Origin of the sequence: Cytophaga aurantiaca DSM 3654 (assembly GCF_000379725.1) — a bacterium.
In the GTDB taxonomy this organism is placed as follows: Bacteria; Bacteroidota; Bacteroidia; order Cytophagales; family Cytophagaceae; genus Cytophaga; species Cytophaga aurantiaca.
This window is the reverse complement of the sequence record NZ_KB903633.1, coordinates 41,064-67,163: the sequence shown is the minus strand read 5'-3', so window position 1 is coordinate 67,163 and position 26,100 is coordinate 41,064. Positions and strand designations below refer to the sequence as shown.

Sequence of the window (26,100 nt, the reverse complement as noted above, 5' to 3'; positions counted from 1 at the left end):
CTAAAACAAATCAGACAATTACCTTCGGAGCGCTTGCTTCAAAAGTAGTTGGTGATCCAAATTTCACATTAACAGCAACAGCGTCATCCGGTTTAACTGTAACCTATACAAGTAGCAATCCTGCTGTAGCAACAGTAACAAGTGCTGGTGTGGTAACAATCGTTGGTGCAGGTTCTACGGTGATCACTGCTAGTCAGGCGGGCAATGCAACATACAATGCTGCTCCTTCTGTAACGCAGACATTGACGGTGAACAATTCAACATCAACATCAAATATGAAAGTAGCATCCGGTTCAGCGATTGTTGTTAATAATAGCGGTACAACAGATATTGGAGCTGCGTTGATCAATACACCTACATCTTCTTATACATTTACAATCAGTAATGTGGGTACTTCAAATCTGATCATTTCTACGATTACTGCTTCTTCAGGATTTACTGCTACTCAAATATTCCCATCCGGGGCCATTTCACCAAATGCTTCTGTAACGTTTACGGTTACAGGTACACCAAACGATGCCTCTGCTCCAAGATTAGGTACAGTTTCGATATTGAGTAATGATGTGAATTCACTGTTTACAATTAACGTATCGGCAAGAGTTGGTACAGCAACGGGTGTTACAACTACATTGTCTGCATCAGATATTGAATTGTTCCCGAACCCAACCGTAACGGGTTATTCAAACTTAGAATTCAATGGTGCATTTGATGATGTAATCGTTACTATTTACACTGCTGATGGTAGCAAGGCAGTTGTACAGAACTTTTCTTCTGTTGTGGAGACTTCCAGACAGTTAGATGTTCAGGCATTGCCATCTGGTGTATACTTTGTTGAAGTAGCTACTGCTCAAGGAAAATTAGTAAAACGATTGATCAAACAATAAATCGTTTGGAGATAGTCATAAAAAATCCCCGTCACGTCCCGATAGCTATCGGGATGTGACGGGGATTTTTTTTTGAAAAGAAATGAAATTATTGAGCGTCGTATATAACAACTTTATCAAAAAACACTCTGAATTCTTCTAAGAATGCTTTGTGTAACGGGTGCACCTGATATACATCATGTCCTGCCAGATCAGCAAATAAGATCAATAAGGAAAACGTATAGGTAGTATCTACAACAGCACGTTCAATTGGTGCTGGAGTACCAATGTATAGACCTTTTACTGTTTCAACATCTTTAAGTGTTTCTAAACTTTTACGAAATGCGATTTTTTGTTCTTCTGTTGTATCGGCTTTAAGCCAGAATAATACGTGGTGACTAAGCATGAAATGTTCTGTTAATTATAATGAATGATAACAAAGATACGAATTCTTATTTATTCTAAAATTTCCTGTACACGACCTATCTGTCCATCCTCCAGGCGTACCTTAATACCTCGGTGGTGTTTAGGCACGCTGGTTAATAGATCTTTAACGACACCTTCTGTACGTGTACCAGTTTTCTGATCTTTTTTCAACACGATGCTAACGCGGGTGCCTTGGGTAATATTTGCGCGTATTCTTCCGTCCATATTTCTTGATTAAATATTTTCTTCAATAAATTTCTGAGTGTACAATTTAATCATTTCTCTAACCATCCGGAATTGTTCTTTAATTTCTTCTTCTGTACCAGTTGCTTTTGCCGGATCAGGAAAATTATAATGAAATTTCTTCGCCTTCGTTGGCAAATATGGACAACGTTCTTTTGCATTGTCACAAACTGTAATTACATAATCAAAATCTATATCCAGATATTCGTTTACGTTATTAGATGTGTGCTTGGAAATATCGATCCCATCTTCTTTCATTGTAGCAATTGCTTTGGGATTTACACCGTGTGTTTCAACTCCTGCGCTGTAAACCTCTGCTCTATCGCCAGCGAAGTATTTTAAATAACCATCTGCAATTTGACTTCTACAGCTGTTGCCTGTACAAAGTACCAATATTTTTTTTGACATATTTTAAACGAATAACCAGATAATATTTATTATACAAAACTTAGGATCAAAGCCGAAAATTAGTTGTAATAGGATTACAGCTGTGGTGATGATTATTGGCTTTTTATATTTAAGTATAAATGGATACATGTTTAACAGCATCCTCCTCCTGGCTTACATGATGTTGTCATAGAAGATTTTAATTCAGATAAGACTATTTTTTCTCCTTCTGAAGGAATGCCACATGTGTCTTTTGCCAGACAGTTTGTGAATTTATTTGTAAGTACAAAATTACTACCAACGAAATCCAAACCGTATTTACTGATAGTATCTGTCTGGTATTCGATCTCTACTTCCAGGTCTTCACCATTAAATAAAGGTTCCGATAAATTAATGATTCGAGTTAACTTTTCAGGAACAAGTCTGTGGTCTGTATCATTGGCAATCCAAACCTGAAAGCTGATTGTCTTTTCTGTTCGAACAGTTCCTCCGCAATCGATAAAGTGTTTGGTTGTTAAGCCGGCTTCTGTAATGTGAAAATGTTTTGGTATAAATATTCCATTTGGTTGAATCATGTTTAACTCAGAAACAGTATTCAAATGTTTTTTGAATTGAGAGATTTTCATTTCTATATATGTTTATATTAACAACAATTATTTTTCTTAGAATTTAGTTTTTTTGAAATGACACCAAAGTAAACTTGAAGCTTTTCAATTGCTTTTTCATCAATGCAATAACAAATGGCCGTACCTTCAATGCTGCCTTTGATAAGGCCTGCATTTTTTAACTCTTTTAAATGCTGTGATACGGTTGGTTGAGCTAAAGGCAATTCGTTTACAATATCCCCGCAAATACAGGTATCAACTTTCATGAGATATTCCATAATAGCAATACGTGCAGGATGTCCCAATGCCTTCGCAAGTACTGCAATGGCATTTTGTTTATCTGTAAAATGATCTGTTTTGGTTGCTCCCATTTCTCTCTATATAATTATATATTGCAATATTACGATAAATAAGATAAAAAACAAGAATTGACTAATAAATTGAATAACTTTTATGATAAATTAATCCGTTGTGGTTGATTCAGAGTATTTTGTAAAAATGATGTTGCTTAAGGTTTAAACAAAGAGCTTTGTTAATAAGATACCTGCAAACACTGCCGCAAAGCCAAGTATAAAGCTGCCAAAGGTATTTAAAGCAAATGTTGAATAATTCTCTGTTTGTAATAATTGAATGTTTTCATATGCGAAGGCAGAAAAGGTTGTGAATCCGCCGCATAGACCTGTAGCAAGAAAAATACGCCATTCCGGTGTTGCTTGCATGCGTGTTGTTAAACCATAGAAGATGCCGATTAGCAGACAGCCGATGATGTTAACAGCAAAGGTTCCGTAAGGAAAAATGCCAGGATGTATTTTTGTTATGTATGTACTTAACAGATAACGTGCGCCACTGCCAATTGCACCGCCAATGAGTACCAGAATAAAATGATTCATTCTAACAAGATTGTTTTCTTCTTTTCAAAGATAAGAAATTGTCTGAAGAGTAGTTACATCCTTTAACCACTTATCCGTTTGATGCAAAACCAGGATAAAGTGTCATTCCGCCGTCAACGAATAACGTTATGCCATGGACATAGTCAGACTCATCTGAGGCCAGCCATACAGCAGCATTTCCAATATCTTCGGTTTCTCCAATACGATCATAAGGAATGAGTTTTAACAAATTCTGAGCAGCTGCCGGTGTCTCCCATGCCTGGTGGTTTATCGGTGTTTTAATTGCACCCGGACCGATGCTGTTGATGCGAATTTTTAATCCACCTAATTCCTGTGCCATTGATTTCATCAGCATCATAATTCCGCCTTTGGATGCGGCGTAATTGGCATGTCCGCCCCAGGGAATAACTTCATGTACCGAACTTATGCAGATGATCTTGCCCAGTGCTTTTGAGACTTCCGGACGAGGTCCTCTTTTAATAAATTCTCTTACAGCTTCCCGTGCACATAAAAATTGTCCGGTAAGATTTATATTAATGACTTTGTTCCATTGGTCTAAGGTCATGTCTTTAAACGCTGAGTCCTGTTGAAGTCCTGCATTGTTTACTAAAATATCAATGGTGCCGAATCTGTTGATTGCTTCCTGAAACATTTGTTGCACCTGCATTTCATCACCAACATTAGCCTGATAGGTAATTGCAGAAACATCAAATGCTTTTAATTCTTCAACCGTTTCTTCTGCGGCTTTTTTATTGGAATGATAGTTTACAAGTATATTGGCACCGTTGGCGGCCATTTTCAATGCAATGCCCTTTCCTATTCCTGAATCTCCTCCGGTAATCAGAGCTGTTTGTCCTTTTAATTTTAATTCTGACATAATTATATAGCTGATGTATCTATATAATATAAAAAATATTTATGAAGAAAAATGAAATACAGAAGTATTAATGAAAAGATAATCTGCAAGATCAGAACTATGATCTTGCAGATTAATATAAAAAATAATTACTTTAATCTTTTTAATGAAATCTTCACTGTTTGATTATTGGAATTATGAATTTTTCCGGTTATTAAATTCTCATTGATTCGCTTCAGAGTATATTGAACGGTAAATCCGTTGTTTTTCATTACAAAACTAAGAGCAGATTTTTTAGGTTGGATCTCACTGTATATGTAGTTAGAATTATTGATGCATGAGATTGCAAGTTGCCCCCTAGCATTTACTTCAATTTTGAGTGTGTCTACATAATCTACATTTGATTTATTCCAGTGCTCTGTCCAGATGCCGACATAGCTATCATTTGGTTCATCTGTTTTTATGAGCGTAAAGGAAGATAGAAGGATTATTAAAAATATGAATGAGAGAAAATTTTTCATAGGTATATGTATATCGGTTTATTTTTGAGTAAAACAAGACCTACGAGGTTTTAAAAACCTCGTAGGTCTAAAGAATAAAATTGTCATATCAACTTTCCGTCCCACTTCACAAATGCTTCGATAGCTTCATACTCTGGCAAACCAAGGTTGTTATAGGTATTTGCAGTTTTACGGTTTCTATCTTCTGCACGTTGCCAGAACTCTCTTGGATCTGCGCCCGGGAACATCGGTGCATCTTTTTGCGACTGATGTTTGAAGATCCCTCTACGCTTGCGCATCAATTCATCCGGACTTAATGGTATCGCCATTTCAATCTGATCGATGTCCCACTCCTGCCATGCACCGCGGTACAGCCATACTCTGCAATCACGGATCCAGTCTTCGTATTTCAATTCATCTAATGCTAAGAAGATCGCTTTTAAACACACGCGGTGGGTGCCATGCGGATCAGATAAGTCACCGGCTGCGAAAATCTGATGCGGCTGTAATTTCATTAATATTTTTTTTATGCAATCAATATCTGCTCTACCGATCGGATTCTTTTTAACCAAACCTGTTTCATAAAATGGCATGTCTAAAAAGTGTGCGTTCATATCGGGTATGCCTACATAACGGCAAGTAGCTTTGGCTTCGCCTCTGCGGATTAGGCCTTTTATTTTCATTACCTCAGGCGGATCTATTTCGCCCGGCTTTTTATTTTTTAGTGTCTGAACAATATTTTTAAAAACAGCTGTTGTTGTATCTTCTCCTTCGTGAATAAATTGATTGTAATCAACAGCAAAATCTGCAAAACGAATTACGTCTTCATCATACACAGCAATGTTTCCGGAAGTCTGATACGCAACATGTACATCATGTCCCTGATCTACTAAACGGATGAATGTACCACCCATAGAGATGATGTCATCGTCGGGGTGCGGACTGAATATAACAGCACGTTTCGGGAAGGGGTAAGCACGCTCCGGACGATTGATGTCATCTGTGTTCGGCTTTCCTCCCGGCCAGCCTGTGATGGTCTTTTGAAGCAGGTTGAATACTTCGATGTTGACGTTGTATGCAGGTCCGAATTGTGCAACCAGTTCAGACAAGCCGTGTTCATTATAATCGCGGTCGGTAAGTTTTAAGATTGGCTTGCTTACAAGCGTACTCAACCATACAACCGCTTTTTTACGAGCCTTTTGTTCCCAATTAACAGAACCTACCAGCCACGGTGTTTTGATGCGTGTCAACTCTGCGGATGACGCCATATCCAGTATTACGCCAACATTGGGATGTGTTTGCAGAAATGTTGCCGGAATCGATTCGGTAATAGCGCCTTCAACGGTTTTTTTAATGATGTGCGCTTTGCCTTCACCCCAGGCCATTAAAATAATTCGTTTCGCTTTGAAGATTGTTCCTACACCCATTGTTATGGCTGTTCTTGGAACATACTCTTCGCCGAAAAAATCACTGGCTGCATCAATACGGGTTACGTGATCTAATGTGATAATACGTGTTTTAGAATCCAGACGTGAGCCCGGTTCATTGAAACCGATATGTCCTGTACGACCTATACCCAGAAGCTGTACATCCAAGCCACCTAACGAATCGATCTTTTCTTCATAATCTTTACAGAAGGCATCGATCTGTTCTTTAGGAATTGTTCCGTTTGGTATATGAACATTTTCTTTTGGAATATCTATGTGGTCAAATAAATACTCCCACATGAATCGAACGTAGCTTTGTAAAGCAGTAAAATCAATAGGATAATATTCATCTAAGTTAAATGTAACTACGTTATGAAAACTCAAGCCTTCCTCTTTGTGCAAGCGGATCAATTCAGCATAAACACCTTTAGGTGTTGAACCTGTAGCCAGTCCCAAAATACATTGCTTGCCTTCAGACTGACGTTGTTTGATGATATTGGCCAACTCGTGTGCAACTGCCTGTGATGCCTGATCTGCAGAAGCATATATGCTGGTAGGTAATTTTTCGAAACTGTTGTTTGAAATACTCATGTTGAGGTAATTGGATAATTCCTGTAAATTAAACGAGAAAAAATGAAATGTGTTCAGGATAGTGGGAAAAAAGTGATCAGTATACAGTGGTCAGTGGTCAGTAAGTAAAGTAAAAGCCAGCAAATGCATTTTACTGATGGCTTTCATTGACGGAATCTCTAAATATCAGCTCTCACTGAAAACTGTTTACTGACCACTGACAACTATCTTTGATTAAAAAACAATATTTTTGTTTCTCGTTCGACTTACACATTATGAGCCTTAGACGCATAAAGAAAATCATGATTATAACCCTTGTAACACTTGCAGTTATTGCACTTGCTGTGTTCTTATTTCTTCAGACTGCCCCATTTGGAAGTTCTCCATCAAACGCACGTTTGGAGCGTATTAAAAAATCCCCTAATTATAAAGATGGTGTATTTCAGAATCTTTCTCCTACCCCAGTAATGGCTGAGGATGCGTCGTATTTTGATATGCTGAAACAGCAATTTAGCAAAGATTCTACCCGTGAACCTGCGAAAGCAATTCCAAGTATAAAAAGAGATTTAACAGTTAAGCCTTCTGATAAGCCTACGATTACGTGGTTTGGGCATTCCTCCTATTTAATTCAATTGGATGGAAAGAATATTTTAATTGATCCGGTATTTAGCAACAGCACCTCTCCTGTTCAAGGTATTGGAAATAAAAAATATTCAGGTACAGAAGTATACGGGCCCGCCGATTTTCCTTCTATTGACTATCTGGTGCTAACACACGATCATTACGATCACCTGGATTATCAGACCACATTGGATATGAAATCAAAGATTGGCAATTATTATATGCCGCTGGGTGTTGGATCACATATGGAATCCTGGGGAATTGATACAACGAAGATCCATGAATTGGATTGGTGGCAAGAGATTGATCTGGGTTCAGATATGAAATTGGTCTGTTTGCCTGCACGTCATTTCTCCGGTCGCGGAGTTACTGATAGAGGGAAAACATTATGGGCTTCGTATCTATTGATTACACCTACACATAAAATTTATCTGGGCGGTGATTCAGGCTACGACACACACTTTAAAAATATTAATGAGAAGTATGGTGCAGTTGATATTGCTTTTTTAGAATCAGGACAATACAATGCGTATTGGCCGTATATCCATATGATGCCTGAACAAACGGTACAAGCCAGTATTGATCTGCAAGCTAAAGTTCTGATGCCTGTACATTGGGGAAAATACACGTTGGCACTTCATTCCTGGGATGAACCTATTAATCGTTTAACAATAGAAGCTCATAAGAAAAATCTTTCTGTTGTTACACCGATGATTGGTGAGCCTATTATATTGGATAGTATACTGCCGAAGAGCAGATGGTGGGAGAAATAATTATGAATTATGAATCTTATACCTACGAGGTTTTAAAAACCTCGTAGGTATAAGATTTTCTTACTCCTGTGGAGGATTTTGTTTTTTTACAATCGTATGCTTTATACCACTTGGTTCGCGATGTATAGGTTTTGAATGCTCTTTCGGAGCGGGACGACTACTACCGTGTTTTCCGCCTTTCGATTTATTATTTGAAAAACCTTTGGATTGATGCTTTCCTTTTTTCTCCGGTTCGTAAGCAGGGCCTTCTCCTATTTCAATCGGTATGGTTAATTTTTCAATTTCTCTTCCGATCAGATTTTCTATTTGTAAGAATTTGTATTGATCGTAATCACTGATGAAAGTAATTGCGGTACCCGTTGTCGCAGCACGTGCAGTACGGCCGATGCGGTGAATGTAGTTTTCTGCATCACCCGGTACTTCTGCATTAATTACAAGGTCAATACCATCTATATCTATACCACGAGAAAGAATATCGGTACCGATCAGCATTTGCAGCTGACGGCTTTTGAATGCACGCATGATCTCTTCACGCTCTTCCTGCTCCAGATCTGAATGGAAACCTTTCAGCGAAAAGCCCATGTTTGATAGATCACGTTCTAACTTTTTAACGTGTTCTTTGGTAGAAGAAAATATAATGATGCTATTAAAGTTGCCGCTACCAAGTATGTGTTTGATCAATTTATTTTTTTGTTCTTCATAAACCAAATACGCCTGCTGTAAAATACCGGCAGCTGGTTTAGAAATAGCAATGTTGATCTCCTGAGGATTTTTCATTAGTTTGTTTGCCAGCGCACGCATCTTTGTAGGCATGGTAGCAGAGAACATAATGGTTTGTCTTTCTGTGGGTAAATAGCTTATTACACGCACGATGTCGTCATAGAAACCCATGTCCAGCATACGATCAGCTTCATCCAATACAAGATGTTTGATCTGCTTTAAATTAGCTGTACCAGATTGCAATTGAGCTAATAATCTGCCTGGAGTTGCTATAACAATATTAGCTCCATCCGTTAACGCTTTACGCTGCTGATCCCAGGTAGCACCGTCGCCGCCACCATATACTGCTATGGAGCTGACATTAATAAAGTATGAAAATCCTTCTATCTGCTGATCAATTTGTAAAGCAAGTTCACGTGTTGGTACTAAAACCAAAGTGTCCAGGCCATCAGTATTTGATTCAATAATTTTGTGTAAGATCGGAAGCATGTATGCAGCGGTCTTTCCTGTACCAGTTTGTGCGCAGGCTACCAAATCACTGTTTGACATAATAACAGGGATGGCTTCTACCTGAATAGGTGTAGGTTTATTGAAGCCCATAGAGTTTAAGCTATCCAATAAACCTGAATTAAAATTAAAATCGTTAAAGGTCAATGACGTAGTATTAAGTGTTATCTAATTGATTACGAGTAAAGATAGTAAATAATTAACAGTTTTTGATTCTTTGTACCTTCTGCCAAAGAATTCAATCAGAGTTGACTCATAATGTCTATTTTTAACAATAGATTTATAAAACTAAGATCGGTAATACGGTGTATTACGGCCTTTATACTGCTCTTGCTAGGTGGAAGATGTTTGGTTGCTACCTAAGATTTAAAGCGGGTAGCAAAAAGATATTTCGATTTCCAGTATGTGTCCGAAGTTTTTGTGATGATCACTCCACTTTTTGCTGACGCATGAATAAAGGTTCCGTCACCCAGATAAATGCCTACATGGGTAATGAAATTACTGCTGTTGTATGAACTGTAATAGAATAACAGATCACCTCGCTTAAGTGAATCAACAGATGCTACAACAGTACCATACCTGCCCTGTTCGTGTGATGAGTGTGGTAGTATAATTCCGTATTCCATATGAACTACTTGTACTAAACCAGAGCAATCGATTCCTTGTTTTGATGAACCGCCCATTACATGAGGTGTGCCAATAAATGTTTTAGCAAATGCAATGACTTTTTCTATATCATAATTTGAAGTATCAACTGATCTTTCAATTCCTCCTAACTGAAACTGTTTGAGTTTTTCTTTTACTAAGGAATCAGTAGTCTGATTTATTACCTGTTGAAAATTATCCAAATTCAGTTTGTTATTAAAGCTGCTTTGTAATACAACAAACCCTAAAAGTGAACTGATATAAAATAAGCGTAAATACATGTTTGTTTTAATTTATTGGGTTGTTGATTACACTTCAACAATTTCTCCTTGTTCGTTGTCTGCGACTTTATTCGGCTTGTAGCCTTTTAATGCAAAGAACGCTATATACGCATAGCAAACCAGACACAATGCAAAGCTGTAGCGATAGCCAATCTGATCAGCCAATATTGCTTGCAGTAAAGATACAAATGCTCCTCCTGCGACCATTGTAACCATTAATCCGGATCCACGGCTGGTATATTTTCCCAGACGTGCAATGCCTAATGGGAAAATGCTTGGCCACATAATGGAATTGAATAGGCCGATAAGAATCAAACACATTGCTGCAAGTGGAACAGTTAGTGATTTGAAATTAAAATAAAACTCTAAGGTCTTGCAATCTTCTCCCATGTTTATAACAGGTACTGTAATGCTGCTGTTAATCATGATGTCTGTCATGCTTAAGAAGATCAATACAAACGCTGCAATTGCAACAAAAGCTAAGGCTTTATTAGGGGCAATTTTTTGTGTGATCTTACTGCCTATAAAACGACCGATCATTGCACCTGCCCAGTAATATGCTACCAGGTTCGCTGCAAACTTTTCCGGAATATTTCCCATTGTGTCTGATTTTAAGTATACAACCAGCAAACTGCCGATTACAACTTCTGCTCCAACATAAAAAAAGATTGCAAATGCGCCATAGATCAGATGATTGAATTGAAAAATACTACCAGAGAGAACTTCGTCTTTTTCATTTTCAATGGAAAGTTTTGGAAGTTTCATAAAGAACATGAATGCAGCAATTGCTATGATCAATAAAGCGATTGCAACATACAAAGTACGTGTTGTAGCGAGTGTTTCTGCTTCAGTCATCAAGCATTCGTTTAATAAATAAAACGAACCAAATATCGGGCCAATGAATGTTGCTGTTGAATTTAATGCACCACCCAGATTTAATCTCGCTGCGCCGGTTTCAGGTGTTCCTAATGCAATTAAATACGGATTAATAGCAACCTGAAGAAGCGCAAATCCGCTGCCGACAATAAATAATGCGAGTAAGAACAACCCATAAGAACTATATTCTGATGCAGGATAAAATAATAGCAATCCTATGGCTACAATAAATAAAGCATATATGGTACCTTGCTTATAACCGATTTTTTTGATCAGATTTCCTGAAGGAATGGATAACAATCCATAAGCCATAAAAAAGCTGAATTGAATCAACATTAATTTCCAGTTTTCATTTTTTTCAAAATGAAAAGTATTTTTCATGATGGGAATAAGCACATCATTCAATACGGTTACAAAGCCAATTACAAAGAACAGCGTTGCCATTAAAGCAATTGCTGGAGTATAATTCGCTTTTGGATCAGATGCGGAGTTATTGGATGAAAAATTTATTGGGGCACCACCAGCCATAATAAGTATAGATTTAGAATGAACAATCTTCGAATATAGAGTACTGCTCGTTAACTACAAAGTAAAGTCTGTTCTTTGTTATGTTATATAAATGAAAAAACCGAACAGATCCCGATAGCTATCGGAATCTGTTCGGTTTTTTCATTTATATAAGAAATTCCGCTTATTTAGTCACGGTAAATTTTTGAACAGCAGCCCCGTTTTCTCCTTGCAGGCGGATTAGGTACATTCCTGCCTGTAAAGATGCTGTATTAATCTGAATTGTATTTCCAGACCAGTCACCTGAAATAGTATATTCTAAACCATTTAGGTCTAACACAACCGGAGCTTCAATCAAGTCAAATGGTTTCTCAACATTCAACAAATATGATGTTGGATTTGGATATAATTTTATTGTAATATTTTGCATTACTGCAGATCTGGTAGATGTTGGTATATCTACGATATTATCTTTTGCTGTAGGTTCAATGCCTGAATAAATGCTTTGTACTGCACCGGTAATATAAGCCAATGGAGCATTCCAGTTAATGGCAATTTCATTTGTTGAATAACTGCAATCTGTATCTACATAAGATAAGGCTGCCTGGGATGATGGATAACCAGGGCAATTATCCTGCTGACCTGGATTCGGTCCACCCACCAATAAGCCCGGTACAGCTGCTGCTATACCATCTGCCTGAGATACTCTATGGTGTGGATTGTTAGATGCAAGACTGCCGTAACCAGTTACAAACGAATAATTGATACCATTTCTTCCTAATAGGTAATCTACGTTTGATACTGCAGCTTTTAAATAAGAACTGTCTTTGGTGTAATTAAAAGCTTGAATCAAAATGAATGCTTGATTTGCTGCAACTGAATTACTACCCCATCCGAAATTCCCGCTATTAGCTCCCATTGCTACTGCATAAGCAGATGTAGTTAATGCTTCATTTTTATATCCATCAGCTAGTGCGATGATCTTATTTTTTACGGTGTTTAAATCGGACGGTGCACTTAAATTACCACTATTATGAGCCAATGTTATCAAGCCTAATGTATTTACATTTTGCCATCCTGGTAGGTCTGCTCCAGATGATAAATTAATGTCTGAATAATATTGTGTCAATCGTGTTGTAGTGTACAATTCTGCTGCAGCCCAGCTTTTTTCATCGGCAAAACTATAATCGCCGTAGCCTCCTGTAGTGATAGCAGGATTAGCTAATACATCCTGATTATAAAAAATTGATGGATTTAATATTGCCCAATCATACGCTTTTTTTGCAGCTACTATACATGAATCAGATAATCCTGGTAACTGCGTAGAAAATTGTGCAAAGATACGCGCAGACTGTGCCATTACAGCAGCAAAATCTAAGGTTGCCCCTGTTGCTTTCTGAACAACATATCTAGGCAACGTTGCAGCATTTGGCATTACATCTCCATCAAAATTGGCATTCGTTAATTTGTGATATACACCTCCATCATAAGGGTCTTGCATTGTTAACATCCAACGAACATTATACAGTGCTTCATCCAATACATCCGGAATGGAATTTGAGCTTTCCGGAATATTCAGTTTTAGTGTATCATAATAGGTTCCGAAATGTTCATAAGAAGCTAATAATGTATACGTACTAATACCGGAGTTTACGATGTATTTATTGTAATCACCTGCATCATACCATCCTCTAGGAGAAGATATTTTAGATCCCGTCGCTCTTCCAGGAGAAGCTGCAGAGTTATGGATCAATACCTGATTGTCAGGATGCCCTGCAGCTCTTGCCCAGGTTCCTGCATACGGTGCGGTCAATGCCATAGAAGCCCTTTGATAATAAAAGCCCTTAATACTTCCCTTAGATATACCATTTAAAGTAGTTTCTGAGATTATAAAAGGATACGAAGGCGAAGGCACACCAGGTACCCGCATTCTATATTTACCGGGAACTTTAAAATTAGAAAAATCTGCAATACGAACAGATTCACTTGAATAACTCCAAGTTTTTGCTGCAGACAAAGTACCTGTATAAACGGTATCTGATAAATCATCTGTTACAATGTAGAAATCACCAGCATTACCACCATTCACAACCGCTTTTTTAGGCCCTTCTTTCAAAAAACCTAATTGATTTAATTTAATACCTTTTGCTCCGGATGTTATATTTGTTTTAGCGCGTGTGCCAACCATTACACTGTCCATTAAAAACGTTCCAGTAGAAGGTGCAGTTATAATAAATTCAACTCGTTTGATTTGAGTCGCATCTACAGGGCCGTTATTCGTTCCGTATTGCTGATAAAATCGACCAGTAAAATCAAATAGATAATCATAATACTTCGTATTATCATTTTTGATAACCTGTGTCGTATTTATTTGATTGGTTCTTCGTTCGTTAGCATCTATTAAATCAATACGTAATGTAAATGAAGCGCCTGTCTTGATTTTAACAGTAACAAATGGAGCATCTGCCATATTTATGGAAGAAAATGCATAAGCAAACCCACTATAATTGGTTGCTGTAATAGTATATTTTGTATATAACTGAGTATTTGTAGGAGCGGTTGTCTCTATTGTTTGAACTGCATATAGAGGTTTATTTTCCGTCCATCCTGTTGTAAGTCCGGGAGCTGTTGCACTTTCAAAATCATCTCCAACCCCTGTTTGAGCCATTGATAAAATAGAACTTAGTAAAATCGTAATAATTAAACCTACTTTTTTCATATTTCTTAGCATTTAAACAATTATACCGAATTTCTGATTATTGTGTTCCATTTGTAGGGTAAATAAGTAAAATAATTGTTTGTTTTGTTGGAATTTCGACTCATAAATTTGTAACTTGTTACCACTAATTACTGTTGACTATCAATATATTTATAACTATATCATACGTGATTTATTGCTTTAGTACCACCATTCGTTTTTTTGTTATTATCTTTGTTTTATTTGCAATAAACATAGATTTGCATGCTCAGAAAATAGTTGAATTAAATGATAAAAATCAAATTCCTCTGTTTACCAATGAAGTATATATATTTAAGGATACTTCAAATAAAGTCAGTTCAGAGGAAATTTTATCAGGGAAATATGATTCAAAGTTTTTAAAAATTGCAGATGATAAATTTTATACCGAAACATTGAATGCAAACTATTGGCTAAGATTTAAACTTCAAAATCAGAATGAACATAAAAATTGGCTAATCGAATTACCAGATCCACATATTTCAAAAATTGAATTTTTCCGTCAAGATCGAAACGGGCATTATGAAACATTAAAAACAGTTGGTTTTTCGTACCCTTTTTCAAATAAGGAGTATCAGCATAAAAACTTTTTATTTAAAACGAATCTGCCTAAGGATAGTATTCGAACATTTTATGTATTGATTAATTCTGCCAATTATGCTGGTTTCTCTACTTCTGTTCGCGAAGAAATTCATTTCACCGGGTATGCATTAACCGAATATGTTTTACTTGGCTTGTATTATGGGGTATTGTTGATCATGGCCATTTACAATTTATTCCTGTTTTTTAATACAAGGGATCGTGTCTATATATATTATGTGATTTATGCCTTGTGTTGTGCATTTAATTCGTTTTCTGAAGATGGATTAGGTTTCCAATACTTATGGCCGAATGTGCCATTTATAAATATTCTGGTTTCATTATTCACTCCGATACTTCTGTTGTCGGCGTTTATTATATATTCATTTTCATTTCTGGAAATAAACAGGACGGCCAAATCATTTAAGAGTGTTATAATTGGTGCTTATCTGTTATATATATTGGTTTATTTTATTGAGCGCTTTGTATTGGATTCGCAGCGGGTATATCAGTTTGTATTCTTATTACCTTTCTTATTGATCTATATAGCATCCTTTAAAATTTATTTTCAAGGTGAAAAATTTGCCCGTTTTTTTATTTTAGCTTATACAATGATCATCATAAGCTTTATTATCTACTTGTTCAGAATTTTTGATTTAGTACCAGAAGGCTTTGGATTATTTGCAGTATATAGTTTCAATTTTGGCTTTATGATAGAGGTTGTGATCTTATCCATTGCATTGAGTGATCGTTTTAAAATAGAACGTATTCAGCGTGAAGTATTGCAGCAACAGGCAATTGCTCAATTAGTAGAAAATGAATCTTTGAAAAATGAATTGATCAGTGAATTAAAAGAAAAAGAAATAATTCAGGATCGTGTTAATAAAGAATTAGAATCAAAAGTTGCAACGCGTACAAAAGATCTGCGGGAAAAATCGGAAGAGTTAAGCATTTTCAATTCGAATCTTTCAAAATTGGTTGAAGACTTAAATCAAATGAATATTAAGCTGGATTTAGATAACTGGCAATTGAAACAAAAAGTACAAGAGGAAGTAAAAGCCCGATTGTCTGATGAAGAATTAAGTACAGAAAAATTTAAAGAGTTATTTCCGGATGATGCAAGTTGTATGCGTTATTTAGAAAATATAAAATGGAGCAACGGATTTGTATGTAAAAAATGTGGTCATGATAAATACATTACACACACCTCTCCTTTTACGCGTAAGTGTACGTCTTGTAAACATGTTGAAAGCGTAACTGCTGAAACATTGTTCCACGGAATTCGAATCCCAATGGATAAGGCATTTTATATTGTTTATGATACGATCCGATCAGGGAAATCGAAGACACTTGAGGAATTATCTGAATTATTAAGCTTGAATAAAAATACCGTTTGGGCATTCCGTAAAAAAATACAAAGCTCTTACGAATTATTAAAGTCTAAATCTAAAGGTACTGTTGTTCGCTGGGATGACTTGTTAAGCCACTAATGCAATTACAGAAGCAATTCTGCCTGTTGTAATACCATCTCTTCTTGCTGAATAAAATGCAGTTGGATCAGAATATGTACATAGCTTACTGATGGAAATATTTTCTTCTTTTAAACCCATTTCAAGGAGCTGCATTTTATTTTCTATCCATAGATCAATACATGATTTGCCATTGGGCAATTTCTCTTTACTGACACTTCTGAAATGTATGGCAACGTCTTCACCTACTTCATAGTTGGCAGCAGAAATTGAAGGTCCAATACCGGCAATGATGTTGCTGGAAATGCAACCAAATTCCAGTTGCATTTTGGAAATTGTATGTTTGACTATTTCTGCTGTAGTACCTCTCCAGCCCGCATGGATACAAGCAACAACTTTAGTAACAGGATCTGCTAATAATACAGGAACACAATCTGCAGATAATACTCCGATTAATATATTGGGGGTATTTGTAATCAATGCATCTACGTCTTGGAATGTAGCTTTTTTATTTTCTTCTGTCACAATTTCAACTGTACAAGAATGTGTTTGTATTGGGAATGTTACAAAACCATCTACTATATCTAAATGATTTAATAACTCAAGTCGGTTATTGTGTACAACACTTGTCTGGTCAGGTACATTCAATCCATAATTCAATCCTTCAATATCTCCTCTTTGAATATGCAAATTTGATCCCGTGACTAGATGCCTTACAGATGTTATTTTATTGAATGAATCAAATTGCCAATGCTTTTGGTTGTTAAATAATGCAGGTTTCATGGAGGTGTTTAAAATCCGAAGTTTGTCATCTTATATTCAGTTGGTAAAATAAAATAACTATCTGACAAAAGTTTTGGTGTAATATCTGACACTTCCATTTTAAACTTAAAGCCATTCTCAATATATTCAATTCGAAGAGGTATGCCATGCACCTGTTTAAAAGCCTCGTGATGTAAATTCCCTGTTGCAAATCCTAAAGCTCTGAACGCATCATGGTTCATTGTAGATAATTCTGATGTTACCCAAAAATAGCTTGTCTCAATGGTATTATTTTCTTCTGTAATGAGTATATATTTTATACACGTATAGTTTAAAATTATTAATGTATCTGTTGTTCTTGTCAAGCTTACTAAGTGATCAGATGAGTTGATCACTGCAGAATCAGTTACGGATGAATACGTTTTTGTTGCGTCTTTGATAAAATAGGTTGTTGCTGTGTTATATAAATAAAGCATATTTCCAGTTAGTTTAGAAATGCTTCCCCCGTCAATTCGTGTGAATGAATTGTTGTTTTTTAAATACATCTGAAGACTATTTGGAAAAAAGGCATTGTCAAAATTATATTGATTAGCACTTCTTATATCTTTTAACTCACGCAATTTTTTTTGCATGGTACTTTTAATTGTAGGATTTTCCAGAAGCAGATATTGCATTTCAGGATCATTCAATTGTTGTTCCAATTCAAGAATTGTTTCGTCAATTTCTGAATTATCTTCTTTTAAGATTTCCTTTTTATACTTATCCGTTGCATTTACATCCAGAATATCAACAACAATGTTCCATGTCATATTGCCTTCAAAGGGGACTGTCTGAGAATATGAAATGTTGAATACTATAGTAAAAAGTAAAAGGAGAAAATACTTCATATTAAATGAATAATTGATAAATGCCGTTCAGTAGAAATGATGTACTTTCGGTCATTACTGACCGAAAGGGACTTCTTTGAAACCTGTAGGAAGAACAAAATCTGATGCGGATAAAGTCGCACTTTTTAATTCCAATACTTGCAGAACAACTGTTTGTCCTTGTTCTGTAACTTCAATTTTTAGAGGTACACCATCAATTTTACTGAAGGCTGAAGCTGATGCATGTGACTGGTTTCCTACTCCACCCGTATGGAAAGAACTAGAAGAATATTTTTTTAAATCTTTTGTTGCCCAGATAAACATTGTTTTTGTTTTTCCTGCTTCAGTGAACGTAACAATATATTTTGTACAAGTATACGTTAGTATTTTAGCCGTTTCGGTGGTTGCGGTTACAGTTACAGCAGCGTTGTCAGTTGAAGCTGGTGCTTTTGACTTAGGAGCTACAGAATATGTTTTCGCAGCCTTTTTAATGTAATATGTTTTATCGGTAGATTTTAGATAAAGGATATCGCCTGCAGCAGCTAATGCACCTCCTTCAACTTGTGTATAAGAGTTACCATCTTTTAGTTTTACTGTATACGATTTCGGCATTGCACCGGCTGCGGCACCAGCAGCACCATTGCTTTGCATAGCTTTCATCGTTGCAAGCTGTTGCTCAAACATTGCCTTCATAGATGGGTTGCCGTCAAGCATTGTCTTCATTTCAGGATCGTTCATTTTCGCTTCTAATTCAGCAATACCTTTATTAAGTTCTTCTTTCTGCTGCGGAGTTAATTCTTTTTGAGCAGGAGCTGCTTGAGAACCACCCAATGTTATACCCCATTTAACAGTACCTTCAAAATTTACTTGCGCCTGACTCATAAGAGCCAGAGTTGCACAAAAAATAAAAACAATAATTTTTTTCATGATCATTTAAAAGTTAAATTATTTACTAAATATACATTCATACGAAACGATTATTTCATTTTATCACCAAAAACTTTTTTGAATTTTTCCAGCTTAGGGCGAATGATATACATGCAATACGGCTGTGCACCATTTTCTTTATAATAATTTTGATGATAATCTTCTGCCGGATAAAATTTCTGAAAGGCTGTAATTTCAGTAACAATTGGTTTATCAAATACTTTTTCCTCCTCCAGTTTCTTTTTGTAAAACTCAGCTTCTTTTTTCTGTTCGGAATTATGATAAAAAATCACCGATCTATATTGAGTTCCAACGTCGTTTCCTTGCTGATTTAATGTAGTTGGGTCATGTGAATACCAAAACATCTGCAGAAGTTCGCTATAAGAGACGATTGCAGGATTGAATATGATTTGAAGTGCTTCCGCATGTCCGGTAGTCCCCGTGCAGATTTGCTTATATGTTGGATTAACGACTGTTCCACCACTATATCCGGAGGTTACTTTAACAACTCCTTTTATGTCCTGAAAAATTGCTTCTGTGCACCAGAAACAGCCGTTACCAAAGGTTGCTGTATCTAATTGGGCAGTATTGTCTGTATGTGTTTCCATTGGTGGGTTTATGCGGTCAGTGTTTTCATACGATGTATTGCTGCAGGCCATAAATGTTACAAGGCCAAGCATTATTGTTCCGATTTTCCTAATATAGTGGTTCATATTTATTGATTTTATTTGATATATACTATTTTTCGGGATATTCAGATTCCGTAAAACATATATAAAACTATTACAACGAAAAATAATGCCACAAATTCAAAAATATCATTTAAGGGATAAATGATATTCTCTGATACTTAATTATTTATCTTTATAGTGAATAAATACTGGAAATTGGTTGTGCAATATTGGTAATTATTTGTAGTTTTGCAGTCCCAAATGGCGAGGTAGCTCAGCTGGTTAGAGCACAGGATTCATAACCCTGAGGTCTCGGGTTCGAGTCCCGATTTCGCTACATAATGCAAAAGAGTCTTACAAAATGTGAGACTCTTTTTTTGTTTTAGTATCACTAGTATTAGCTATTTTTAGAGCATTGCCCTTTTCAAGATTTCAATTATTAATAATAGTATCTATATTCATTTTTATTCAACTAGATCTAAACTATGAAAAGAATTCAATTTTTATTCGGCATATTATTTTTGTGCATGTTTCAGCATGCTCATGCACAGCTTCTTTATAACAAGACCGGTTATTATATTGATTTCGGATCCCACAATAACACAGGAACCGGATATTGGGTTGATTATTCCAATGTATCACCAAACGATTCATTGTTCATAAAGAGCGAGTCATATGATGGATTGACTTTTCAAGGACAAGATGATTATGAACCATCCCCTACGGGTTATGTTGTTGTTAACCATACATATGATTATGTAGGCTTTTTGCAAAATAGATTTTGGGTACGACCATTTTTAACTCCAGCTACTTCAATAGATATGAGTAAGCCGGAAAATATGAATATGAAAATCCGGCTGAAATCTACCGGCTCATTAACTCCAAAGAATATCTATATTAAATTAATGGATACATTAGGAAACATAACATTAAATGGAGCATCCTATTTCACTATAAGCCCCACAAATGAATATAAAGACTACTATTTCAATTTTAATAACAGCTGGAGAGATTTTCGAAGTTCGCCAATGACGGTTGTTGATTCTTCGGCAATTTCAGGCTTTGATTTTTATGTCGAATTTGAATCACCTGTTACGGATATAAAACCGCTCAAATTAGAAATAGATTACATTCAACTTGGTAGCTATGTCGATTGGTCTTTCAATACTATCTCAGGACATATTTTCAATGATAATAACGCCAACTGTATATTAAATTCAGGAGATGCACCTGTAAAACAGGGCTTGGTAACAGCTCTGCCTGGCCCATATTATGCATACACAGATGAAAATGGTTTTTATGAATTAAAAGTTGACACCTTACATACTTCATACAGCATCTCTTACACTCCTACAAATCTTGAACTTGAGTTACTGGAAAAAATATGTCCATCTACAGGGGTTTTTACGGTATCTACACCTAAAGGTAAATCTAATTATTGCTGCAATGATTTTTCTCAAAAAATTAAACAATGTGCTATTTTAAAAATAGATATTAATAGCAATCGAAGAAGACGTTGTTTTAATAGTGTTACTACGGTAAATTATCAAAATGCAGGTAATGTTAGTTCCCAGCCAGCACAAGTTAAAATTGTTTATCCGCAGTATGTAAAACCAATAAGCAGTGTGCCGGCCTGGACTAGAAAAAATGGAGATACGTTGTATTATTCAGTTGGAAGTATAGTGGCTTATGCTACTAAAACAATTACAATCATAGATTCTGTTATTTGTGGTAATGAGAGTATTCGTTTTTTAACGCAATGTACTCAAGCATCTATTTCTCCAGGCAATATTTGTATCAATGTGTCTAATGATTGGGACAATGCCGATGTTGTTGTTAAGGGAGCTTGTACGAATGGAGTTGCTAAATTTACAATTCTGAATGAAGGAAATGGTGACATGTCAGACAGCACCAGATATAGAGTATATGCAAATGATACATTAATTTCGAATCATAAGTTTGCATTGAAGTCTATGGAATATTTTAAAGTAGAATTGCCAACTAGTGGAAAAGTAATTCGATTAGAAGCAGATCAGGTAGCAAATCATCCGGATTACAATACAATACCGAGGGTAATATTTGAAGGTTGTGTTTCTTCACAAGCGGCATTAAAAACAGCTTATAAAGGTATTGCAATGAATGTACCTCAAAATAATGATTTAGTAACCTCTACATCGTGTATACAGATATCGGATAGTTATGATCCCAATGATAAAGCAGTGTCTCCCAAAGGCGTGTCAAGCAAAAATTACATAAGTGCAGGTACGAGGCTTACATATAAAATTCGCTTTGAAAATACAGGTTCAGATGATGCTTATTCAGTTGTAGTTGTTGATACACTTGATGCAGACCTGGATGCTACAACTTTCGTAGCAGGCAGTGCAAGTCATCCTTATTCTATTGAAAGAATTCATGTTCAAGGTAAAGAAGTCGTTAAATTCCACTTTGCCAATATCAACTTAACTCCTAAAAAAATAGATAGTATTAAATCGCAAGGCTTTATTACATTTTCAATTTCTGCAAAACCTACATTATCTGATGGAGAATTGATTAAAAATGAAGCGAGTATTTTCTTCGATTATAACTCTGCAATTATTACGAATATGGTTTCACAAACAATTGGTGAATATGTTGAAGAAGATCTAACACGAGATAATATCATATTAAGAACGGCTGTGTCAACAGTTACTACTGGTATTGCAGCGACTACCACGACAAATCCAGTGACTATTTATCCTAATCCAACAAATGAAAATATTAGAATTAACTTTTCAGGATCATACGGAAATGTTCGAATAAATATTTATTCTGTAAGTGGTACATTGGTTCTTTCGAAGAATATTGCATCAGAAAATGATACGACTCTTTCTCTTCAACAATTAAATCCTGGTCTTTATTACTATAACATTTCAGGTTCAAATGGATTGAATCAAAATGGTAAAATTGTTAAGCAATAATAAAACATCTAATTGTTGTTTGCTATAAAATATAAAAGGTACTGATCCCGATAGTTTCGAGGATCAGTACCTTTTATATTTTGCATTAAACAAAAAAGTCACGCCTAAAGCGTGACTTTTTGATTCACATTGAAGTGAAATTATTTTTTTACTTTGTCAACAACAGCCTTGAAAGCTTCTGGATCGTTCATTGCAAGATCAGCTAAAACTTTTCTGTTTAACTTGATGTTTGCTTTATCCAAAGCACCAATGAATTGAGAATAAGACAAACCATATTGTCTAGTTCCTGCATTGATACGTTGTATCCAAAGACCACGGAAGTGTCTTTTCTTTTGTTTACGGCCAATATAGGCGAAAACTTTTCCTCGTTCAACCGCATTTTTTGCAACGGTCCAAACATTTTTTCTTCTACCAAAGTAACCTTTGGCTAACTTCAAAATTTTCTTTCTTCTTTCTCTTGAAGCTACTGATGGTACTGATCTAGGCATTTCTTTTTTGTTTTTTAGTAGTTGGTGATTTGCTTATGCAAATTCTTGGTAACCAAACACTGGGTTTAACATTGTTAACCAGTTTTAAATCTAAACTTAATTAGATTTTTAGCATAGCCCTAACGTTGGACTCATCTGCTGCACTAACCAGGTGTGCGTGTACTAAGTTACGCTTACGTTTAGTAGATTTTTTCGTAAGAATGTGGCTATGGTAAGCACACTTTCTTTTGATTTTTCCACTTCCTGTAAGTTTAAACCTTTTCTTAGCTCCTGATTTGGTTTTTACTTTAGGCATTTAATTTATCGGTTTAATTTGTAAGAAATTACTTTTTAGGTGAAGCCTTTGGTGTAAGCATTAAGAACATTCTCTTACCTTCCAACCTTGGCATCTCTTCTACTTTTGCTAACTCTTCAAGTGCTTGCGCAAACTTTAACAACATGATTTCACCACGTTCTTTGTAAACAATCGTACGCCCAACAAAGTGTACATACGCTTTTACTTTAAAGCCATCTTTTAAGAATTCAAAAGCATGTTTTAATTTGAATTCGTAATCGTGCTCGTCTGTATTCGGGCCGAAACGAATTTCTTTAACAACAACTTTGTGCTGCTTCGCTTTTAGTTCTTTCTGCTTCTTTTTTTGTTCGTATTTGAACTTTGAATAGTCAGTAACTTTACAAACAGGCGGATCAGCATTTGGTGAAATCTCAACAAGGTCTAAGTTCTGGGCCTTTGCAAGGGCAAGCGCTTCGCGAATGGGATATACATTGGCTTCAATGTTTTCTCCTACTAAACGTACATTAGCGGCTTTGATAAAATCATTAATTCGGTGTTCGTCCTTGTCCTTAATTGGTGCCCGGAAAGGCTTGGGATTTCGTAATGCCATTCGTTAAGTTTATTCCTTTATTCTGTTTGTTTTTAAACGAGTTGCGAATATCGCACTTTTTTACCGTATACTAAAATCTGTATTCGTTTTTTTTTATTTATACTGCCAATTGTTTTGCAATTTCTGATTCAAAGTACTGAATGAAATCTTCCACCAACATACTTCCCAAATCCTCGCCACCATGTTTTCTTATGGCAATTTTGCCTTCAGAAACCTCTTTTTCACCTATTACAAGCATAAAAGGCACTTTTTTAACTTCCGTATCTCGGATTTTCTTGCCTATTTTTTCATCCCGGTTATCAACAAAACCACGGATATCTTTCACTAAAAGCCTGTCATAGACATCCTGTGCATAATCATTAAATTTATCTGAGATCGGCAAGATTGCGATCTGATCCGGAGACAACCATAAGGGGAAGTTTCCGGCAACGTGCTCAATCAGTACCGCAATGAAGCGCTCTAATGAACCGAATGGTGCACGGTGTAGCATAACCGGACGGTGTTTCTGATTATCAGAGCCTGTATATTCCAGCTCAAAACGGTTTGGTAATTGATAATCAACCTGGATCGTTCCAAGTTGCCATTTTCTGCCCAACGCATCCTTAACCATGAAATCAAGTTTCGGACCGTAGAATGCAGCCTCACCCAATTCAGTAACCGTACTCAGACCTTTTTCAGCGGATGCTTCAATGATGGCCTGTTCAGCCTTTTGCCATTGTTCATCTTCGCCGATGTATTTTTCTTTATTCTCAGGATCGCGTAATGAGATCTGTGCTGTATAATCATTAAAGCCTAATACTTTAAATACATACAATACAAGATCAATTACTTTTAAGAATTCTTCTTTTACCTGATCCGGTCTACAGAAAATGTGTGCATCATCCTGAGTAAAGCCTCTAACCCTTGTTAAACCGTGCAGTTCGCCGCTTTGTTCGTAACGGTAAACGGTTCCGAACTCTGCAAAACGAATCGGAAGATCTTTATAAGAACGTGGTTTAACTTTATATATCTCGCAGTGATGCGGGCAGTTCATTGGTTTAAGTAAGAACTGTTCTCCTTCATGCGGTGTATAAATCGGTTGGAACGAATCTTTACCGTACTTATCAAAGTGTCCTGAAGTTACATACAATTGCTTGTTACCAATGTGTGGTGTCACCACCGGCTGGTAGCCTGCACGTACTTGCGCTTTCTTTAAGAAATTCTCAAGGCGTTCTCTAAGCAATGCGCCTTTAGGTAACCACAATGGCAAACCCATCCCTACTTTTTCAGAGAATGCAAACAATTCTAATTCTTTACCAAGTTTTCTGTGATCACGCTTTTTAGCTTCTTCTAAAACAGTCAAGTAGTCTTTCAACTCTTGTTGTTTTGGAAAAGTTACGGCATAGATACGTGTTAACTGCTTGCTTTTTTCATCACCTCTCCAATACGCACCGGCCACACTCATAAGCTTTACAGCCTTGATAAATCCAGTATCCGGAATATGTGGACCTCTGCACAAATCTGTAAATGAACCTTGTTTGTAGAAGGTAATAGAACCGTCTGCAAGTCCTTCTAACAGATCAAGTTTATATGGGTCCTGCTTATCAGTAAAATAACTGATCGCATCTTTCTTCGAAATTTCTTTTCTGACATAGACATTTTTTTGCTTTGCCAGGTCGATTATTTTCTTTTCAATCTGTTCAAAATCATCCTGAGAAAAAGCACGATCACCAAAGTCTACATCATAATAAAAGCCTGTTTCAATAGCTGGGCCAATACCGAACTTGGTACCCGGATATAAGTCTTCTAATGCTTCAGCTAATAAGTGAGCAGATGAATGCCAAAATGTTGATTTACCTTCCGTATCATTCCACGTCAATAATTGAACGGTTGAATCTGTTGTTATTGTGCGTGAAGCATCCCAAACTTCGCCATTTACTTTGGCTGCTAATACATTGCGGGCTAAGCCTTCACTGATACTAAGGGCAACGCCCATAGCAGTGATTCCATTCTCATATTCGCGGATTGAACCGTCGGGTAAAGTAATCTTTATCATAATAATATTGTAACCTGCGAATTTAAGA

The 26,100-nt window shown here is 36.2% G+C and carries 25 protein-coding genes and 1 tRNA gene; 5 read left to right on the top strand and 21 right to left on the bottom strand.

Features of this window, described 5'->3' with window-relative positions:
* Positions 1-884, top strand: an 884-nt coding sequence (locus tag A3EE_RS0109070; protein ID WP_026209695.1) for a T9SS type A sorting domain-containing protein, incomplete at its 5' end; no start/stop codon positions are given.
* An 88-nt stretch (positions 885-972) separates the two neighbouring features.
* Here A3EE_RS0109070 and A3EE_RS0109065 read toward each other — a convergent pair.
* The 9 genes from A3EE_RS0109065 to nagB all read right to left on the bottom strand — a co-directional run bounded on the left by A3EE_RS0109065 (position 973) and on the right by nagB (position 6,788).
* Positions 973-1,269: a Dabb family protein gene (locus A3EE_RS0109065; protein ID WP_018343131.1), complete on the bottom strand. Its 297-nt coding sequence runs from the start codon at positions 1,267-1,269 to the stop codon at positions 973-975.
* A gap of 50 nt (positions 1,270-1,319) precedes the next feature.
* Positions 1,320-1,514 (bottom strand): YwbE family protein, encoded by a 195-nt coding sequence (locus A3EE_RS0109060; protein WP_018343130.1) that lies wholly within the window; start codon positions 1,512-1,514, stop codon positions 1,320-1,322.
* 9 nt (positions 1,515-1,523) lie between these two features.
* Positions 1,524-1,940: an arsenate reductase ArsC gene (locus A3EE_RS0109055; RefSeq protein ID WP_018343129.1), complete on the bottom strand. Its 417-nt coding sequence runs from the start codon at positions 1,938-1,940 to the stop codon at positions 1,524-1,526.
* Positions 1,941-2,071: 131 nt separating this feature from the next.
* On the bottom strand, positions 2,072-2,545 hold the full coding sequence (locus A3EE_RS0109050; RefSeq protein WP_018343128.1) for a DUF6428 family protein: 474 nt from the start codon (positions 2,543-2,545) through the stop codon (positions 2,072-2,074).
* Between the two features lie 17 nt (positions 2,546-2,562).
* Positions 2,563-2,895 (bottom strand): ArsR/SmtB family transcription factor, encoded by a 333-nt coding sequence (locus A3EE_RS0109045; protein ID WP_018343127.1) that lies wholly within the window; start codon positions 2,893-2,895, stop codon positions 2,563-2,565.
* A gap of 144 nt (positions 2,896-3,039) precedes the next feature.
* Entirely contained in the window at positions 3,040-3,414 is a 375-nt protein-coding gene (gene crcB, locus A3EE_RS0109040; protein WP_018343126.1) for a fluoride efflux transporter CrcB, read from the bottom strand.
* Between the two features lie 70 nt (positions 3,415-3,484).
* The gene (locus tag A3EE_RS0109035) at positions 3,485-4,291 is read right to left on the bottom strand and encodes an SDR family oxidoreductase (RefSeq protein WP_018343125.1); all 807 of its coding nucleotides are present in this window, start codon (positions 4,289-4,291) and stop codon (positions 3,485-3,487) included.
* Positions 4,292-4,419: 128 nt separating this feature from the next.
* The gene (locus A3EE_RS0109030; protein ID WP_018343124.1) at positions 4,420-4,791 is read right to left on the bottom strand and encodes a hypothetical protein; all 372 of its coding nucleotides are present in this window, start codon (positions 4,789-4,791) and stop codon (positions 4,420-4,422) included.
* Between the two features lie 83 nt (positions 4,792-4,874).
* A complete protein-coding gene (gene nagB, locus A3EE_RS0109025) occupies positions 4,875-6,788 on the bottom strand; it encodes a glucosamine-6-phosphate deaminase (protein WP_018343123.1) in 1,914 nt (637 codons plus the stop codon).
* A gap of 281 nt (positions 6,789-7,069) precedes the next feature.
* On the opposite strand from nagB, the gene A3EE_RS0109020 reads away from it, so the two are divergent.
* Positions 7,070-8,161, top strand: a complete 1,092-nt coding sequence (locus tag A3EE_RS0109020; RefSeq protein ID WP_018343122.1) for an MBL fold metallo-hydrolase — start codon at positions 7,070-7,072, stop codon at positions 8,159-8,161.
* A gap of 60 nt (positions 8,162-8,221) precedes the next feature.
* On the opposite strand, the gene A3EE_RS0109015 is transcribed toward A3EE_RS0109020, so the two are convergent.
* The 4 genes from A3EE_RS0109015 to A3EE_RS0109000 form a co-directional block, all read right to left on the bottom strand.
* Entirely contained in the window at positions 8,222-9,481 is a 1,260-nt protein-coding gene (locus A3EE_RS0109015; protein WP_018343121.1) for a DEAD/DEAH box helicase, read from the bottom strand.
* Positions 9,482-9,747: 266 nt separating this feature from the next.
* On the bottom strand, positions 9,748-10,314 hold the full coding sequence (locus A3EE_RS0109010) for a C40 family peptidase (RefSeq protein WP_018343120.1): 567 nt from the start codon (positions 10,312-10,314) through the stop codon (positions 9,748-9,750).
* Between the two features lie 27 nt (positions 10,315-10,341).
* Positions 10,342-11,718 carry a sugar MFS transporter gene (locus tag A3EE_RS0109005; protein ID WP_018343119.1) on the bottom strand — a complete coding sequence of 459 codons (1,377 nt, stop codon included), beginning with the start codon at positions 11,716-11,718 and terminating at the stop codon, positions 10,342-10,344.
* Between the two features lie 163 nt (positions 11,719-11,881).
* The gene (locus A3EE_RS0109000) at positions 11,882-14,416 is read right to left on the bottom strand and encodes a glycoside hydrolase family 9 protein (protein ID WP_051081607.1); all 2,535 of its coding nucleotides are present in this window, start codon (positions 14,414-14,416) and stop codon (positions 11,882-11,884) included.
* Positions 14,417-14,583: 167 nt separating this feature from the next.
* Here A3EE_RS0109000 and A3EE_RS0108995 point away from each other — a divergent pair, with 167 nt between their 5' ends.
* Positions 14,584-16,503 carry a 7TM diverse intracellular signaling domain-containing protein gene (locus tag A3EE_RS0108995; protein WP_018343117.1) on the top strand — a complete coding sequence of 640 codons (1,920 nt, stop codon included), beginning with the start codon at positions 14,584-14,586 and terminating at the stop codon, positions 16,501-16,503.
* Here the strand turns inward: A3EE_RS0108995 and pgeF are convergent.
* From pgeF to msrA, 4 genes are read right to left on the bottom strand one after another with little or no spacing between them, the layout of a single operon-like run.
* Positions 16,492-17,265: a peptidoglycan editing factor PgeF gene (gene pgeF / locus A3EE_RS0108990; protein WP_018343116.1), complete on the bottom strand. Its 774-nt coding sequence runs from the start codon at positions 17,263-17,265 to the stop codon at positions 16,492-16,494. The two genes, A3EE_RS0108995 and pgeF, sit on opposite strands and share 12 nt — an antisense overlap.
* A gap of 8 nt (positions 17,266-17,273) precedes the next feature.
* Complete coding sequence (locus tag A3EE_RS0108985; RefSeq protein ID WP_033417753.1) at positions 17,274-18,131, bottom strand: DUF4412 domain-containing protein; 858 nt, start codon at positions 18,129-18,131, stop codon at positions 17,274-17,276.
* Positions 18,132-18,185: 54 nt separating this feature from the next.
* Positions 18,186-19,037 carry a DUF4412 domain-containing protein gene (locus A3EE_RS21330; protein ID WP_157446952.1) on the bottom strand — a complete coding sequence of 284 codons (852 nt, stop codon included), beginning with the start codon at positions 19,035-19,037 and terminating at the stop codon, positions 18,186-18,188.
* Between the two features lie 50 nt (positions 19,038-19,087).
* Positions 19,088-19,750, bottom strand: coding sequence for a peptide-methionine (S)-S-oxide reductase MsrA (gene msrA / locus A3EE_RS0108970; protein WP_033417752.1), 663 nt, complete (start codon positions 19,748-19,750; stop codon positions 19,088-19,090).
* A 221-nt stretch (positions 19,751-19,971) separates the two neighbouring features.
* On the opposite strand from msrA, the gene A3EE_RS0108965 reads away from it, so the two are divergent.
* Together A3EE_RS0108965 and A3EE_RS0108960 are read left to right on the top strand one after the other, a co-directional pair.
* Positions 19,972-20,045, top strand: a tRNA-Met gene (locus tag A3EE_RS0108965).
* 148 nt (positions 20,046-20,193) lie between these two features.
* Positions 20,194-22,665 carry a DUF7619 domain-containing protein gene (locus A3EE_RS0108960; RefSeq protein WP_018343112.1) on the top strand — a complete coding sequence of 824 codons (2,472 nt, stop codon included), beginning with the start codon at positions 20,194-20,196 and terminating at the stop codon, positions 22,663-22,665.
* A 140-nt stretch (positions 22,666-22,805) separates the two neighbouring features.
* Here the strand turns inward: A3EE_RS0108960 and rplT are convergent, their stop codons facing one another.
* The 4 genes from rplT to thrS form a co-directional block, all read right to left on the bottom strand.
* The gene (rplT, locus tag A3EE_RS0108955; protein ID WP_018343111.1) at positions 22,806-23,153 is read right to left on the bottom strand and encodes a 50S ribosomal protein L20; all 348 of its coding nucleotides are present in this window, start codon (positions 23,151-23,153) and stop codon (positions 22,806-22,808) included.
* 100 nt (positions 23,154-23,253) lie between these two features.
* Positions 23,254-23,448: a 50S ribosomal protein L35 gene (rpmI, locus tag A3EE_RS0108950; RefSeq protein ID WP_018343110.1), complete on the bottom strand. Its 195-nt coding sequence runs from the start codon at positions 23,446-23,448 to the stop codon at positions 23,254-23,256.
* 28 nt (positions 23,449-23,476) lie between these two features.
* Entirely contained in the window at positions 23,477-24,037 is a 561-nt protein-coding gene (infC, locus tag A3EE_RS20315) for a translation initiation factor IF-3 (RefSeq protein WP_018343109.1), read from the bottom strand.
* Between the two features lie 97 nt (positions 24,038-24,134).
* Entirely contained in the window at positions 24,135-26,072 is a 1,938-nt protein-coding gene (thrS, locus tag A3EE_RS0108940) for a threonine--tRNA ligase (RefSeq protein WP_018343108.1), read from the bottom strand.
* Positions 26,073-26,100: the final 28 nt, after the last annotated feature.